Annotated in this window: 5 protein-coding genes; 4 read left to right on the top strand and 1 reads right to left on the bottom strand. The window is 54.8% G+C overall.

The features are described from left to right. Positions 1 to 16: 16 nt before the first annotated feature. Positions 17 to 370 carry a RidA family protein gene (locus tag LZP69_RS02880; protein WP_234198673.1) on the bottom strand — a complete coding sequence of 118 codons (354 nt, stop codon included), beginning with the start codon at positions 368 to 370 and terminating at the stop codon, positions 17 to 19. Between the two features lie 380 nt (positions 371 to 750). Between LZP69_RS02880 and LZP69_RS02875 the strand changes: the two genes are divergently transcribed. From LZP69_RS02875 to LZP69_RS02860, 4 genes are read left to right on the top strand one after another with little or no spacing between them, the layout of a single operon-like run. Beyond that, positions 751 to 1584, top strand: coding sequence for a phage terminase small subunit-related protein (locus tag LZP69_RS02875; RefSeq protein ID WP_234198940.1), 834 nt, complete (start codon positions 751 to 753; stop codon positions 1582 to 1584). Beyond that, positions 1581 to 9095 (top strand): type I polyketide synthase, encoded by a 7515-nt coding sequence (locus tag LZP69_RS02870; RefSeq protein WP_234198672.1) that lies wholly within the window; start codon positions 1581 to 1583, stop codon positions 9093 to 9095. Before LZP69_RS02875 ends, LZP69_RS02870 begins: the two co-directional genes overlap by 4 nt. Further along, positions 9095 to 11308 carry a PfaB family protein gene (locus LZP69_RS02865; RefSeq protein WP_234198671.1) on the top strand — a complete coding sequence of 738 codons (2214 nt, stop codon included), beginning with the start codon at positions 9095 to 9097 and terminating at the stop codon, positions 11306 to 11308. Before LZP69_RS02870 ends, LZP69_RS02865 begins: the two co-directional genes overlap by 1 nt. Continuing rightward, positions 11308 to 17130 carry a hotdog fold thioesterase gene (locus LZP69_RS02860; protein WP_234198670.1) on the top strand — a complete coding sequence of 1941 codons (5823 nt, stop codon included), beginning with the start codon at positions 11308 to 11310 and terminating at the stop codon, positions 17128 to 17130. The genes LZP69_RS02865 and LZP69_RS02860 overlap by 1 nt, the downstream gene beginning before the upstream one ends. Positions 17131 to 17154 lie beyond the last annotated feature (24 nt).

Here is a 17154-nt window from a genome sequence, read left to right as displayed (position 1 = left end):
TTAACTGGCTCAAAGCTCAATCCTGCTTCACCGCGGCGACGAAGGCGATCTCCACCAGATAATCGGGATCGGCCAATTCGGCCTTTACACAGGCGCGGCTCGGTGCACAGCCTTGGGGTAACCAGGCATCCCAATACTCATTAAAGAGCGACAGATGGGAGAAATCGGTCAGATAGATGGTGGCCGATAACAACCTGGAGTGGGAGCTATTTATCTTCGCCAGTGTCTTCTCGGCCTGCTGCAGCACCTGCTTTATCTGTCCTTCCAAGTCGGCACAGGTATTGTCGGCTATCTCAACAAAATGGCCAATACCGTTAAACACTGTGGCATCGGACCAGCGCGGGGTCGGGTTTATTCTTGTAATTGTCATTATCTTTCCTCATAAAGCCTGACGGTATCTTATCGCACTCTCTTTCTTTTTGTCTGCCTTTCTGCCTTTCTGCCTGCCTGGCATCATTACTTTCCCCTTGCTCAGCGGTCACCTAAGCCCTAAACCAACCGACTATCGACAAATAAGTGCACACTTGTACGCTAAATTTCATCCGAAATACCCAATTTAAGTCCCAGGTGATTGTATTGCCCCTAAAGCTCATGTAGTCTGCAAAACCAATTGCGATAAAATGCGCTAAGGCGCTTCTTTTGCTGGGCATAAAACCGGAGCATGGCAGTCACCCTCCTGCTTGTCCCAGCTGATTATAATGGAATAAAACCTCGCCTATGGTTGAGCAGCTCAATAAGAAAAATGACCTGATGGATAACGAAAGTTCGGATAACTGCGCCCAAAAACCGAGCAAATTCAGGCATAAAAACTCGACAACCACGCCCGAGATGCGCCTGTTTATCCAGGAGTCTGAGTTGCCTGTCAGCCAGCTCGCTAAGGTGCTAAACATCAGTGAAGCCACGGTACGTAAATGGCGCAAGCGCGATTCGGTGGATAACACCCCCAATACGCCGCATCATCTCAATACCACGCTCACGCCGCTGCAGGAGTATGTGGTGGTCGGACTGCGCTCACAACTTAAGATGCCGCTGGACAAACTGCTTAAGGTGACGCAGGAGTTCATCAACCCCAATGTGTCCCGCTCAGGATTAGCGCGCTGCCTCAAGCGTTACGGCGTTTCACGGATCAGTGATATCGAAAACCAAACCGTCCCGGATGACTACTTTAATCAGCTGCCCATAGTGCAGGGGTCTCAGATAGCCACCTACACACTCAACTCACACACCCTGGCCAAGACTCTGGCTCTGCCAGAGACAGACGGCGATACTGTGGTGCAAGTGGCGTCATTAAGTATTCCGGCGCAGTTAACCGATTCAACACCCAGCAGCGTGCTCTTAGGGATCGATCCCCACAGCGACTGGATCTATTTAGATATTTATCAGGATGCCAATACCCAAGCCACAAGGCGCTACTTTGCCCATGTGCTGCGTCACGGCCCCTTTCATCTTCGTAAATTAATGGTCAGTAACTACCATATTTTTCTGCAGCGTTTTCCCGGAGCCGAGATGCCCCAAGGGAACAGTGACGCTGAACTCGACATCAAGCCGGCTGTCGCTCAGGCAGCCACTGGAGACTCACTATGAGCCAGAGTAACACCTCACAGTCATCGCAAGATGCGCGCCTCAATAAGCGATTAAAAGATACCCCTATCGCCATAGTCGGTATGGCCAGCCTGTTTGCCAATGCCCGTTACTTAAATCAGTTCTGGGATCTGATCTGCGACAAGATAGATGCCATCACCCAGGTGCCCAAGAGCCGCTGGAATATCGACGACTATTTTGATGCCGACAAGAGCAAGGCGGACAAAAGCTACTGCAAACGCGGCGGCTTTATCCCAGAGGTGGACTTCAACCCCATGGAATTTGGTCTGCCGCCTAATATTCTGGAGCTGACCGACAGCGCCCAATTGCTCTCCCTTGTGGTAGCCAAAGAGGTTTTACAGGACGCGAATCTGCCTGCCGATTACGACAGAGACAAGATAGGCATCACCTTAGGCATAGGCGGCGGCCAGAAGATCAGCCAGAGCCTGAATGCTCGCCTGCAATATCCTGTGCTTAAAAAAGTGTTTAAAAGCAGTGGCATCAGCGATGATGACAGCGAGATGCTGATCAAGAAATTCCAAGATCAATATATTCACTGGGAGGAGAACTCCTTCCCCGGCTCCTTAGGCAATGTGATCGCCGGCCGTATCGCCAACCGCTTCGATTTTGGTGGCATGAACTGCGTGGTCGATGCCGCCTGCGCCGGTTCCCTAGCCGCCATGCGTATGGCACTGAGCGAACTGGTCGAAGGCCGCTCCGAGATGATGATCACAGGCGGCGTCTGCACAGACAACTCGCCATACATGTACATGAGTTTCTCGAAAACCCCGGCCTTTACCACCAATGAGACTATCCAGCCCTTCGACATCGACTCCAAGGGGATGATGATAGGAGAAGGGATTGGCATGGTGGCGCTTAAGCGCCTGGAAGATGCCGAGCGCGATGGCGATCGCATCTATTCGGTGATCAAAGGCGTCGGCGCCTCATCGGACGGCAAGTTCAAATCCATCTACGCGCCTCGTCCAGAAGGTCAGGCCAAAGCCCTGAAACGCGCCTATGATGACGCAGGGTTTGCCCCGCACAGTGTCGGGCTTATCGAAGCCCACGGCACAGGCACGGCGGCCGGCGATGTTGCCGAATTCAACGGCCTGAGCTCAGTTTTCAGCGACGGGTGTGACAACAAGCAGCATATCGCCCTTGGCTCGGTAAAATCCCAGATTGGCCATACTAAGTCCACCGCAGGCACGGCTGGCCTGATAAAAGCCGCGTTGGCGCTGCACCATAAAGTGCTGCCGCCGACCATCAATGTGGACAAACCAAACCCTAAATTGGCAATCGAGAATTCGCCCTTTTATCTCAACACTCAGACCCGTCCCTGGCTTCCACGCCCCGACGGCACGCCACGCCGCGCGGGAATAAGCTCCTTTGGTTTTGGCGGCACTAACTTCCACTTTGTGCTCGAGGAGTACAACCAAGATCATCAAAGAGAGCAAGGCAAGCTGACCCAGTACCGTCAGCGCGCTGTGCCCCAGAGCCTGTTATTTAGCGGTGCCGATAAGGGCGAATTAATTGCCAGCATCAAGCAGGTGATTGATGCTGCTCACTCTGGCGCATCACTCAATGTACTGGCCAAAGAGCATGCCATTCGGCCCCTTGCTGCCGCAGCGCCGCGCCTCGGCCTAGTGGCTAAAGACTGTGATGAGCTGATAACCCTGCTGAGCCAGGCCCTGGCTAAGTTCGGATCAGAAGCTAGGCTCGAATCGGATGCAGCAGCAAGCTGGTCGCTGCCCGGTGGCGTACACTACCGCCGGCACGCCTTAGCCGATGCCAAAATCGCTGCGCTGTTTGCCGGACAAGGCGCCCAGTATCTCAATATGGGGCGCGAGCTCAGCTGCCATTTCCCCGAGATGCGTCAGCAGTTTATGCTCGCCGACCAAGTGTTTGCCGCCAATAACAAGCCTGCGCTTTCGCAGGTGGTTTATCCTAAGCCGGTATTTAACCCAGATGACCTAAAAGCACAGGAAGCGCAGCTGACCAATACCGCCTTTGCCCAGAGCGCCATCGGCGCCATCTCCATGGGTCAGTATCAGCTGTTTTGCGCCGCCGGTTTCAGTGCCGACATGGTGGCGGGCCACAGCTTCGGTGAGCTAAGTGCCCTGTGCGCGGCCAATGTCATCGGCCTGGAAGATTACTATCGACTGACCTTCGAGCGCGGCGATGCCATGGCTGCCAAACTGGATGATGAAATCGACTCTGGCGTGATGCACGCCATTATTATCGACAAGGCCGATGCGTTGACTCAGCTTGAGGCCAAACTGAGCGAGTTTGATGGCGTAAAGGTTGCCAACTATAACTCGCCAACCCAGCTGGTGATCGCCGGCCCCACAGAGGCCTGTAACCAAGCCGCACAGGCTCTGAGCGAGGCAGGCCTAAAGGCGATCAAACTGCCAGTTTCCGGCGCCTTTCATACCCCGCTCGTGGCTCATGCCCAGCAGCCCTTTAGCGATGCCATCGACAAGGTGAAATTTACCAAGGCAAAACGCCCCCTCTATGCCAACGCCACGGGTCAGCGTCTGGATGCCAGCGCAGCGACAATCAAGCGTGAGTTTAAGCAACATATGCTGCAATCAGTGCGCTTTAGTGAGCAGCTGCAGGCCATGTATGATGATGGCGCGCGCATCTTCGTGGAGTTTGGTCCGAAAAATATCCTGCAAAAACTGGCAGAAACGACCCTTAAGGATAAAAGCGATGAAATCTGCTGTATCAGCCTGAATCCTAATCCCAAAGGGGACTGTGACCTTCAGCTCAGACAGGCGGCTGTGCAGCTTGCCGTGGTGGGTGTTGCCCTGGAAAACCTGGATCCCTACTGCGCCGCTGCGCCCGAGATAGCCGCGCCATCGCCAATGAATATCAAACTGAGCGCCACTAACTACATCAGCCCAGCCACCTTAAACAAGATGGAGTCCGCATTGGCTTCGGGCCAGATCACGCCTCAAATCCAGATAGAGGAGAGAATCGTCCAAGTTGACAAGCCGGTGCCCGCCGCTGCCATGCCAGTCGCGACCAGCGACATCCCCCAGATAACAGAAGTCGAGAAGATCGTGGAAAAAAATCAAACTCAGCAGACAGCAATGCATGATGCCGCCACTCCTGCCACACAGGCAAGCAGCGATGCCATCAGTCAGTTCTTCGCCGCTCAGCAGCAAACCGCTGAGCTGCACCAACAATTTTTGACCATTCCCCAGCAGTATGGTGAAACCTTTAACGCCCTGATCACGGCCCAGACTCAGATGGCCGCCGCAGGCCTGGCTATCCCCGAGAGTCTGCTGCGCTCCATGGCACAGTTCCACCAGCATCAGGCGCAGACGTTGCAGAGCCACAGCCAGTTCCTGGAACTGCAGGCGCAGAGTAATGCCAGCGCCATCGCCCTGCTGCAGGGCCAAAGTGTTCAGCAGCAAGACCAAAGTGCTCAGCAGCCGGTAGCTAGCTCGCAGAGTGCATCACAGACTGCGCCAATCCAACCAGCGCCTGTAGCAACACAGGCAGCACCAGTGCAAACATTGCCAGGACAGATGACCAGGCCTGCAGTCGAACCGACTCAGCCATTGGTGCAGACAGTTCAAGCGTCTGCGCCTGTTCCCGTGCAAGTAGCCGTACCAGCCCCATCGGCTCTCGGAAGTGATAAAGTGCATCAAACCATGCTCGCCGTGGTGGCCGACAAGACAGGTTATCCAATCGAGATGCTGGATTTGGCCATGGATATGGAAGCAGATCTCGGTATCGATTCCATCAAGCGCGTGGAAATTTTAGGGACAGTGCAGGATGAGCTACCAAGCTTGCCTGAGCTTAGCCCGGAAGATTTAGCCGAGTGCCGCACCTTAGGCGAAATCGTCAGCTATATGAACAGCAAACTGGGTGCAGATAACCAGGCTGTCGCACAAGTTGCACCTGCGCCTGTTGCAGCATCGCCTGTTGTAACACAAGTAACGGCGGCGCCTGCCCCATCGGCGCTCGGAAGCGACCAAATGCAGCAAAAAGTGCAGCAGACTATGCTCAGCGTGGTGGCCGACAAGACAGGTTATCCTATAGAGATGCTGGATTTGGCCATGGATATGGAAGCCGACCTTGGTATCGACTCCATCAAGCGCGTAGAGATCTTAGGTACAGTGCAAGATGAACTGCCAAACTTGCCTGAGCTTAATCCCGAAGATTTAGCCGAGTGTCGCACCTTAGGCGAAATCGTCAACTATATGAACAGCAAGCTAGGCGCTAATATACAAAGCACTGAGACACAAAGCCCTGAGGCAGAGCCTGCTATGACTGTGTCTCAGACCTGTTTATCTCAAGATTCTTTATCTCACGACCAGGTACAACAAACCATGCTCGCTGTGGTGGCCGATAAGACAGGTTATCCAATCGAGATGCTGGATTTGGCCATGGATATGGAAGCGGATCTCGGTATCGATTCCATCAAGCGCGTAGAGATCTTAGGTACAGTTCAGGATGAACTGCCAAACTTGCCTGAGCTTAATCCCGAAGATTTAGCAGAGTGTCGCACCTTAGGCGAAATCGTCAACTATATGAACAGCAAGCTCGGCAGCGAGGCGCAAGCCAGTGCGGTTTCAAGCCCAATTGTTACTCAAGAGCAAGTTTCACAAGCGCAAATTTCACAAACACAAGTGCAGCAGACCATGCTCAGCGTGGTGGCCGACAAGACAGGTTATCCTACCGAGATGCTGGATTTGGCCATGGATATGGAGGCCGATCTCGGAATCGACTCCATCAAGCGCGTAGAGATTTTAGGTACAGTGCAAGATGAACTGCCAAGCTTGCCTGAACTTAATCCGGAAGACTTAGCCGAGTGTCGCACCCTAGGTGAGATAATCGGCTATATGAACAGCAAGCTAGCGACAGGCACAGAGGAGGTTAGCTGTACCAAGAGCGAGGTACAAACCCTGGCAGCGACCCCAGCTCCTCTCGTTGAGCTGCCGCCCCACAGTGAGGTGGCGCTAAAAAAGCTTGAAGCGGCGAAGCAAGCTGAACGCTGTTTCGCCGCCGATGCCACCCTGGTTATCAATGATGATGGCCACAACGCTGGGGTACTGGCCGAGAAACTGCAAAAGCGAGGACTCAAGGTTATCGTGGTGCGCCAATTAGCAGGCGCGCCCCAATCGCCCCTGAGCAGCGATATCGTCTGGGTGCAGCTAAATGGCAGACAAGACGCCGATATTCAGGCGGTTATCGCGCAAATCAGTAGCGAGCATGGTGCCATCCATGGCTTTATCCATCTGCAGCCACAGACTATGGCCCAGGATGCCGGCGATAGCCTGCATTTTGGTGAAAGTGCTTTTGACCAAGTGTCAGCGGCATTTTTATGGGCCAAACACCTCTATCCTTCACTGACTCAAAGTGCCGATACTCGCCGCAGTTTTATCACTGTTAGCCGTATCGATGGTGGCCTAGGCTACCTTAAGCCGCACAGTGGCAGCGAACTGAATCAGGCGGCCCTGGCCGGACTGACCAAGACCCTCAGCCATGAGTGGCCAAATGTGGTGTGCCGCGCCCTGGATATCGCACCGCAGATGAGTGCTACCCAACTGAGCCAGGCCATTATTGCCGAACTTTTCGCCGAAAATGGCCAGCCGACTGAGGTCGGATTGAGCCTAACGCCAGAGGGAGAGATTGAGCGAACTGCCTTAATAAGCGCCGATGCGGCGCTAAAAACAGCAAAAACCAGGCTCAATCGCACGGATAAAATACTGGTGACCGGGGGGGCAAAAGGGGTGACCTTCCAGTGTGCCCTCGCCCTGGCGAAACGCTGCCAGTCCCACTTTATTCTGGCGGGACGCAGCGCACATTTGAGCGCCGAGCAGTTGCCCCTGTGGGCGCAAAGTTTAGCACCAAGCGAGCTTAAAGCCGCCGCTATCAAGCATCTGATGGCTAACGGCGAGAAGCCGACACCTAAGCAGCTCGATGCACTGATCTGGCCCATTGCCAGCAGTCTGGAGATAGATGCAGCCCTGCAGGCCTTTAAAGCTGTCGGCGCCAGCGCCGAATATGTCAGCCTAGATGTCTCATCGAGTGATGAGGTAAAACTCAGCTTAGGCAAACTTGGGCAGATAAGCGGCCTGATCCACGGCGCAGGCGTACTTGCAGATAAACACATTCAGGACAAAAGCTTAAGTGAACTTAACCGAGTCTATGGCACTAAAGTGGGCGGACTCAAAGCCCTGCTGTCTCAACTTGAAATCGATAAGCTCAAATTAGTCGCCCTCTTCTCTTCGGCGGCGGGTTTCTATGGCAACAGTGGTCAGAGTGACTACGCCATGTCCAATGAGATCCTCAACAAGACGGCGCTGCAACTGGCCGGTCTCAATCCCCACGCTAAGGTGATGAGCTTTAACTGGGGTCCCTGGGATGGCGGCATGGTGAATCCTGCGCTGAAGAAGATGTTTACCGAACGCGGCGTCTATGTGATCCCCCTTGAGGCGGGCGCCGAGCTGTTTGCCACCCAGCTGTTAACTGACAGCGGCGTACAGCTATTGATCGGCAGCGATATGCAAGGCAATAGCAAACAGACTGACAAACGTGACAGCGTAAAAAAGCCTGATGCGGATGGGGAGCAGACAGCTGCTCGTCCGCGAAGTGCTGGCCAATTCACGCCTGTGACCTTTGAGCGAACTGTCAGCCTGAGCAAGCTGCCTTTTGTCGAGGATCACTGCATCGGTGGCAATCCTGTGCTGCCCACAGTGTGCGCCCTGCAGTGGATGCGACAGGCGGCGAGCGAGCAGTATGGTGACCTGTTCGCCGTGCAGAATTACAAGCTATTGAAGGGGATCATCTTCGATAGCGAGGCTGAACAAACCTTAGTGCTGACACTGACGCCTGCATATCAGGAGAGCGGCTTTGTCGTCATTGAGGCGTTAATTAGCTGTGATGGCAGGCCGCAATATCAAGCTAAGCTAGTCCCGCAAACCTGTGTGTCAGGTGCCGCCGAGCTGGCTGACATTCAAGCTGTGGTTAAGCAGACGCCGATCACAGACAAAAATGCCCTCTATCGTGACGGCACCCTGTTCCACGGCCCGCGTCTACAGGGACTGGATAAGGTGCACAGTTTCGACGATCTTGGTCTGATGGTCAGTTGTGAGCTGCCCACTATGCCGCAAAATCAGCCACATAATCAGCAGCAAAACCAGCTGCAAAGCGATTGCGGTGAGTTTACCCCGAGTGTGCAATATGGCGGCACTCAGCCCTTCGCCGAGGATCTGCTGCTGCAGGCCATGCTGGTCTGGGCGAGGCTCAAATATGGCGCCGCCAGCCTGCCATCCAGCATAGGCGAGTTTGTCAGTCTCCATCCCCTGCAAGCGGGAGAGAGGGGCATGATTGAGCTTAAGGTGATCAAGAGTAGCCATCGCGCCCTTGTCGCCGATATCACCCTCTACCGTGAAAACGGTGAGCCAAGCGCCATTATGCGCGAGGCCAAGGTGACCATAAGCAAAAATCTCAACGACGCCTTTATGCCTGCATCTAAGTTCGAGGTGAGCCGAGTTTAATGATGCAAACACCTGGCACTAAAGTGCAACCAGAGCTGCAAAAAGAGCTGCAGTCCGGACTGAAAACAGCAGACAATTTGGCGCCTTTACGGGTCGCCATTTTGCTGCCTGACGCTGCGGGTTTTAGTTCGCTGACGCTCAAACAGCTCGCGCCTGTGCGCCTTAATTTTCAAGCCTTTGCCACTACGTTAAACCTGGCCTTATCCCATATAGCTCAAGATCAGGCGGTCATCATCACAAGTTCAAGCCGGGAGCTACTGCTGATGCCAGCCTTGATGGCGGCTAGGCTTAAGCTGCATCCCCATGGGCATCTTGGGGCGATGCAGTTGGCAGAAAACGCCGAGAGAGCCGCGCACTTAGTGCAGCAACAGGCTAAACGCGGATCGCTCTCACAACGCAATACCTCGCTCACAATAGAGAAAGAAGAAGCCGCCTTCGATGCGCTCTACCGAGCCGTTGAGCTGCTGGCAAAACGCAGTGTCTGCCACGGCAATAACAGACAGCATTACTGGTTCAGTGCGCCCCATCAGGCGCGCATCAGCAATTTGTTGCTGCATTTTCCCCAAGCCCCCTCAGAGAAGCAGCACCTAGCCCTGCAGCTCAGTCAGGGCACTGGGCGCCTAGAGGGCGAATCGCTGCTTAATGAAAATCGCCTGCTGTTTCTGCTCACAGCAAATAGCCAGGATGAAATCCGGCAGGCACTAGACGAACTCGATAAGCAGTTAGATGGCCTCGACAAGATTCACTCAAAAGCTCGACTCGATGTAACCCTGCTTGAGCTGATGTTGGTTAATCTCACCGAGTTCGACCGGGTCCAGACACAAACCCAGGCTGGGCAAACCAGATACAGGCTCGCCTTGCAGGCGGCTAACTTGACGCAGCTTAAATCTGAACTCGCGGCCATCTCTTCGGCGCTGGAGAAGGTGTTTACCACACTAAATCCCTATAAGACCCCGGCGGGCAGCTATTTTAGCGCAGCCCCGTTAGGCAAGGAGTCGCTTGCCTTCCTCTATCCCGGTGTCGGCACTGTCTACCCGGATATGCTATGCGAGCTGCACCGCTATTTTCCCGCCCTGTTTGATTGGCTCGAGAAACAGGGCGATCTGCGCGCCATGTTGCAGGCCGACAGTATCTACCAGGGCGACAAAGCAATAACTGCCAATATGCCCCTGAGCGCCCTCGCCATCGCCGGTGTGGGCGCCAGCTACCTGCTGAGCAAACTCATGACTCAGGTATTTGAGGTGCAGCCGCAATTTGCCCTGGGTTACTCCATGGGCGAGGCGGCGATGTGGGCCAGTCTGGATGTGTGGCAGCGGCCCCATCAGCTGATAGAGCAGACCCAAACCCATGAGCTGTTTACCTCAGCCATCTCAGGCAAGTTGACCGCAGTGCGCCGCGCCTGGGGGCTAGATGATGAGCAAGAGTTAACATGGAACAGCTTCGTGGTGCGCGCCGCCCCTAATGAGATTGAGGCTCTGCTGAGCGAGTATCCCAGAGTCTATTTAGCCATCATTCAGGGGGACAGCTGCGTAATTGCAGGCTGCGAGGCCAGCTGTCAAAAGCTGTTGCAGCAACTGGGCAAACGCGGCATTGCCGCCAATCGGGTCACCGCCATGCACACCTTGCCTGCCCTGAGTCAGCACTCTGAGGTCGAGGCATTTTACCGCCAGGCTATTCACAGTCAGGCTATTAACAGTCAGGCCATTCACGGTCAGAGCATGGCCCATAAGATTCGCTTTATCAGCGCGGCCAACAGCCGCAAGGGGATAGATGCTGCGCTTAATCAAGATAATGCGCTAAATCAAGAGCGGCCGCTCAGTTCAGCGCTGATAGCTTGCGCCCTTGCCGATACCTTCTGTTATCCACTCGATTTTACCGCCCTGATAAAGAGCGCCGTGAAGCAAGGCGCTAGGCTGTTTGTGGAAGTGGGCGCCGACAGACAAAACTGCACGCTAATAGACAAAATCTTACAAGATAACGTCCCCAGTTCCGTGTGCCATAGTGCCGTTTGCCACAGTGCCGTGCCCCTCAACGCTAAGGGCGCCAGCGACAGCAGCATGTTACTCAAAGCCTTAGCCCAGCTGTTAAGTCATGGGGTGCCGGTCAATCTCAAGGTGCTGCAACAAGGACTCGAGCGGCATATCGCGCAACCCCATTTTCGTCAGCCTCTCGCCCCTAGCGAGACAGACAACCGATTTAAAGAGGAAGCCTAATGCCTTCAAATGAAGTGCCTTCTCCAGCAAAGACAGCCTCAGGTAAAATAGCCATAGTGGGTCTGGCGACCCTGTATCCCGACGCCAAGACCCCAGATGAGTTTTGGCAAAACCTGCTGGATAAACGCGATTCCCGCTCTGCGCTGAGCGATGAGAAACTCGGCGCCCCATGCGCAGCATTTAAGGGCAAACAGGGCGAGGCCGACCGTTTCTACTGTGACAAGGGCGGCTATATAAAGGGCTTTGAGTTTGATGCCGCAGGTTTTCGCCTGCCACAGGCACAGCTTGCCGGGCTGGATGAGAGTCTGCTCTGGGCGCTGGATACCAGTCGCAAGGCGCTGCTCGATGCCGGGATTCACTTAGGCTCCCCCCTGCTGGCGCGCACTGGGATAGTCATGGGCACCCTCTCCTTTCCCACGGCGAAATCCAATGCCCTGTTTCTGCCTCTCTACCATACTCTTGTGGAGAAAGCGCTGCAGCAGAAACTGGGCACTGAAGGGTTCAGGCTCAGCCCCTTTAATCAGGACCGGGAGACAGAGCCTAACTATGCCAATGGCGCCATCGCCCATCAGGCCTCGAAAATTGTCGCCGATGCCCTGGGCTTAGGCCAGGTACAGCTGAGTCTGGATGCGGCCTGTGCCAGCTCTGTCTATGCCCTGAAACTCGCCTGCGACTATTTAACGACAGGCAAGGCAGACATGATGCTCGCCGGCGCAGTTTCCGGTGCCGATCCCTTCTTTATCAATATGGGCTTCTCGATTTTTCACGCCTATCCAGATCATGGCTTCTCGGCGCCCTTCGACAAAAACAGTAAGGGCCTGTTCGCCGGTGAAGGCGCCGGCGTGCTGGCGCTCAAACGCTTAGAAGATGCCGAGCGTGATGGCGATAAGATCTATGGCGTGGTGAGCGGCATCGGCCTGTCTAACGACGGCAAGGGGCAGTTTGTCCTCAGCCCCAACAGCAAGGGACAGGTAAAAGCCTTCGAGTGCGCCTATCAGCAGAGCGGTATCAAACCCGAAAATATTGAAGTGATCGAGTGCCACGCCACAGGCACGCCTCTGGGTGATAAGGTCGAGCTTAGCTCCATGGAGCAATTTTTCGCCCCTCATCTTCAGGGCACGACCGCGCCCCTAATTGGCTCGGCCAAATCCAACTTGGGTCACCTGCTCACAGCAGCAGGAATGCCTGGAATCGTTAAGATGCTGCTGGCCATGCGTGAAGGCGTGCTGCCACCTAGCATCAATATCAGTGACGCCATCTGCTCGCCCAATGGGGTGTTTGGCGCCCATACCATGCCGACTGAGGTGACACCCTGGCCAGTGAAAGCCGCCAACGCCAATAGACTGGCGGGCGTGTCTGTCTTTGGTTTTGGTGGCTGTAACGCCCATCTATTGCTGGAGTCCTATTCGGCAAAATCGGCTCCATCAACCCAATCTGCTACATCAACAAGGCGTAAGCTTGAGACTAGCGGTGACATTAAAGGTGACAGGCCTTCTCTGGCTATCACAGGGATCGCCGCTCATCTAGGCCCCCTTACCAGTATCGAGGCGATAGACAGCTGCCTAGAGCAAGGAAAAAATGCCTTTATTCCACTGCCGAAACAGCGCTGGAAGGGGCTGGATAAACATAGCGAACTGCTGGCAAAGGCGGGAGTCGAACAGGTTCCAGAGGGGGCTTATATCGACAGCTTCGAGCTGGACTTTCTGCGCTTTAAACTGCCGCCTAACGAGGATGATCGCCTGATCCCTCAGCAGCTGCTGCTGATGAAAGTGACAGACGAGGCGATACGCGATGCCAGGCTGCAGCCGGGGCAGAATGTCGCCGTCTTAGTGGCCATGGAGACAGAGCTTGAACTGCATCAGTTCCGCGGCCGGGTCAATTTGCATACCCAGCTGCAACAGAGCCTGGACAATATGGGCCTTAACCTGAGCGAGGATGAATATCAGGCGCTCGAGGCCCTGGCCATGGACAGCGTGCTCGATGCCGCCAAGCTCAATCAGTACACCAGCTTTATTGGCAATATCATGGCCTCGCGCATCGCCGCCCTGTGGGACTTTAACGGCCCCGCCTTTACCGTCTCGGCCGGTGAACTCTCGGTCAGCCGCGCCCTGGATGTGGCGGAGAATTTGCTGGCCCAGGGCTCAGTCGATGCTGTGGTCATCGCCTCAGTGGATCTTGCCGGCAGCCTGGAGCAGTTGCTGCTGCAAAACGCCAGCGCGCAAAACAGTGACTGGCGACTGGCCGAGGCCGCCGGCGCCCTAGTGCTCACACCAAATACTGATAAGGCGAGTTATGGTCAACTCGACAGCCTGAGTTTTGCCGCGGCATCAAAGCTTAACCAGGCGCTCGATAAGCTGCAAAGCGCAGGTCAACTCGTACCAGCAGAGCTGGATTTAATCGAGCTCAATACCGCGCCCAATAGTGAGATAAGTTCAGTCCAGGCGCAGCAGAGGCTGATAGCAAGCGGCCTTACAGGAAAAATCGAGCTCAGTCAGCAGTCGATGGGACACAGTGTCGCCAGCGCCGGCATGACCAGCCTTATCTACACCTTGCTGCGCCTGCAGCAGCTAGGCTGGGATCAAGCCGTATCCACAAAGCGCCAGCAGGCCATCATCGCAAACTTAAGCGAAAATCGCTGCGCCCTCACGCTCCTGAGTCAGACATCTGCCCAGCGCCAAGCCCTGACGGCGAGGCTGCAACAGGGGCTGGCCGCCTTGGATGGGCCCAAGCTGATCAAACGGGTCAGCTTAGGTGGCCGGGATATTTTCGAGCATATCATGCAAACCCAGCTGCCACAGCTCGATGCCATTCGCGCCAAGCTGGCGGCTCAAGCCAAGTCTCCTGTGGAAACTCAGGTCAAACACACGCCAGACACACAAGCATTAGCAACCAATTACCCGACTGACTCTGTCGTTTTAGGGATCCCAGAGACAATGACAACTCATACTCCATCGACGACTCATACCCCATCGACAACTCATACCCCATCGACAACTAAGGTCGATGATGTAACTATTTCGGCTCATGACACCACCTTTGCGCGCAACCAGGCACGGCTCAAACAGACTCACCTGCGTTTCCTGCAGGCACGCCAGAGCGGTCTGAAATTGGCCGATACGCTGCTGAGACAGCAACTGACCGCCCTCAGACCAGCACAGGCACAGACAGGCATTGAATCGACTCAGCCAAACGCTGATCTTATGCCAGAGCCGCTTAAGCCCCAGCATGACAAGCTAGAGCCTCAGCATGACAAAATAGAGCCCTATCGTGCGCCCGTGCCCGAACATAAGCCCTGTATCTGGGATTATCACGACTTGGTGGAATATGCCGAGGGCGATATCGCCAGAGTCTTTGGTCCTGAGTATGCCCCTATTGATGGCTATTCGCGCCGGGTACGCCTGCCGACCACTGACTATCTGCTGGTCTCTCGGGTCACAAAACTGGATGCCAAACTGCACGAATTTAAACCCAGCAGCATGACAACCGAGTACGATATCCCCGTCGATGCCCCCTATCTGGTAGATGGCCAGATCCCTTGGGCGGTCGCTGTCGAATCGGGTCAGTGCGATCTCATGCTGATCAGCTACTTAGGCATAGACTTTGAGAACAAGGGCGAGCGGGTCTATCGCCTGCTCGACTGCACCCTCACCTTCCTTGGGGATCTGCCAAGAGGCGGTGATACTCTGCGTTACGACATTAAGATCAACAACTTTGCCCGCAATGGCGATACCCTGCTGTTCTTCTTCTCCTACGAGTGCTTCGTTGGCGATAAGTTGATCCTCAAGATGGATAACGGCTGCGCCGGTTTCTTTACCGACAGGGAGCTGGCCGATGGCAAGGGAGTGATCCGCACAGAAGAGGAGATAAAGGCGCGTCAAGCGGCCAGCAAACAGATACTGACGCCCTTGCTAGATTGCCCGCGCACCCGGTTCGATTACGGCGCGATTCACAAACTCTTATCGGCCGATATTCAAGGCTGTTTCGGGCCATCACACGCAGGACATCATCAGTCGTCACTGTGTTTTGCCTCGGAAAAATTCCTCATGATCGAGGAGGTGAGTCATCTCGACAGACACGGCGGCGCCTGGGGCTTAGGCCTTATCGAAGGCCATAAACAACTTGAGGCCAATCACTGGTATTTCCCCTGTCACTTCAAGGACGATCAGGTGATGGCGGGCTCCCTGATGGCCGAAGGTTGTGGCCAGCTGCTGCAGTTCTATATGTTGCACCTTGGTATGCACACACAGACACAAAACGGCCGTTTCCAACCCTTGGAGAACGCCTCGCAGAAGGTGCGCTGTCGCGGCCAGGTATTGCCGCAATCGGCGCGTCTCACCTATCGCATGGAGGTGACCGAGATAGGTTTCTCGCCCCGCCCCTATGCCAAGGCCAATATCGATATCCTGCTCGATGGCAAAGTGGTGGTGGATTTCCAAAACCTTGGGGTGATGATCAAAGAGGAAGCCGAGTGTGACAGATACGGCGCAACCGCACAGCCCGCCCAGTCAGAAGTTAAGCCAGCAATTAAGCCAACAAAAATGCTTTCAAATCAGGCAGCGTCTGTTAACGCGCCTTTGATGGCAAAAGTGCCCGACCTTAGCGCAGCGCCCAATAAAGGGGTGATCCCGCTCACTCATGTCGAGGCGCCGTCGATCCCAGATTATCCCAATCGCACCCCGGACACTGTGCCTTTTACCCCCTATCACCTGTTTGAGTTTGCCACAGGCAATATCGAAAACTGCTTCGGGCCTGAGTTCGCTATCTACCGCGGCCTTATTCCGCCGCGCACCCCCTGCGGCGATCTGCAGCTGACTACTAGGGTGATTGAGGTGAAGGGCAAGCGGGGCGAATTTAAGCAACCAGCCAGCTGTATCGCCGAATATGAGGTGCCCAAAGATGCCTGGTATTTCCAAGGCAACAGCCATGGCGCGCAGATGCCCTACTCTATCCTGATGGAGATAGCGCTGCAGCCCAATGGGTTTATTTCTGGTTACATGGGCACCACGCTGGGTTTCCCCGGGCTGGAGCTCTTCTTCCGTAACTTAGATGGCAGCGGCGAACTGCTGCGCCAGGTGGATCTGCGCGGTAAAACCATAGTCAACGATTCACGCCTGCTCTCCACAGTGATCGCCGGCAGCAATATCATTCAGAGTTTCAGTTTCGAGCTCAGTACCGAGGGCGAGCCCTTCTATCGCGGCACAGCGGTATTTGGTTATTTCAAGGCCGAGGCACTTAAAGATCAACTGGGACTGGATAACGGCAGGGTGACTCAGCCCTGGCACAGAGCCAAGGGGATAGGCGCCGATACTCGGGTCAACCTGCTGGATAAGGACTCGCGTCATTTCAACGCCCCCGAGGGTAAACCCCATTACCGCCTGGCCGGCGGCCAACTTAACTTTATCGATTCGGTGGAAATAGTCGATAATGGCGGCAGCCATGGCCTGGGCTACTTGTACGCCGAGCGCACTATCGATGCCAGCGACTGGTTCTTCCAGTTCCACTTCCATCAGGATCCTGTGATGCCAGGCTCTTTAGGCGTTGAAGCCATTATCGAAACCCTGCAGACTTATGCCATCAGCAAAGATCTCGGCGCCGGTTTCAGCAATCCTAAATTTGGCCAGATCCTGTCGAATATCAAATGGAAATACCGTGGCCAGATCAACCCGCTCAACAGACAGATGTCGCTGGATGTCTCCATTACCTCAGTCAGGGATGAGGCAGGAAAGAGGATTATCACGGGCAATGCCAGCCTGAGTAAGGATGGGCTGCGCATCTATGAGGTCACAGATATCGCAATCTGCATCGAAGAAGCAAATCAATAAGCGCATTTAGCACAGAATAATGAA

The sequence above is a fragment of the Shewanella sp. AS1 genome, from assembly GCF_021412565.1.
In the GTDB taxonomy this organism is placed as follows: Bacteria; Pseudomonadota; Gammaproteobacteria; order Enterobacterales; family Shewanellaceae; genus Shewanella.
Note: the sequence above shows the minus strand (reverse complement) of the source record. Positions and strands in the feature narration are given on the sequence as shown.

What these genes read in the sequence shown, in the direction of transcription:
- LZP69_RS02865 (WP_234198671.1), top strand. Translation starts at nt 9,095, where the DNA reads ATGATGCAAACACCTGGCACTAAAGTGCAACCAGAGCTGCAAAAAGAG.
- LZP69_RS02870 (WP_234198672.1), top strand. Translation starts at nt 1,581, where the DNA reads ATGAGCCAGAGTAACACCTCACAGTCATCGCAAGATGCGCGCCTCAAT.
- LZP69_RS02875 (WP_234198940.1), top strand. Translation starts at nt 751, where the DNA reads ATGGATAACGAAAGTTCGGATAACTGCGCCCAAAAACCGAGCAAATTC.
- LZP69_RS02860 (WP_234198670.1), top strand. Translation starts at nt 11,308, where the DNA reads ATGCCTTCAAATGAAGTGCCTTCTCCAGCAAAGACAGCCTCAGGTAAA.
- LZP69_RS02880 (WP_234198673.1), bottom strand. Translation starts at nt 370, where the DNA reads ATGACAATTACAAGAATAAACCCGACCCCGCGCTGGTCCGATGCCACA.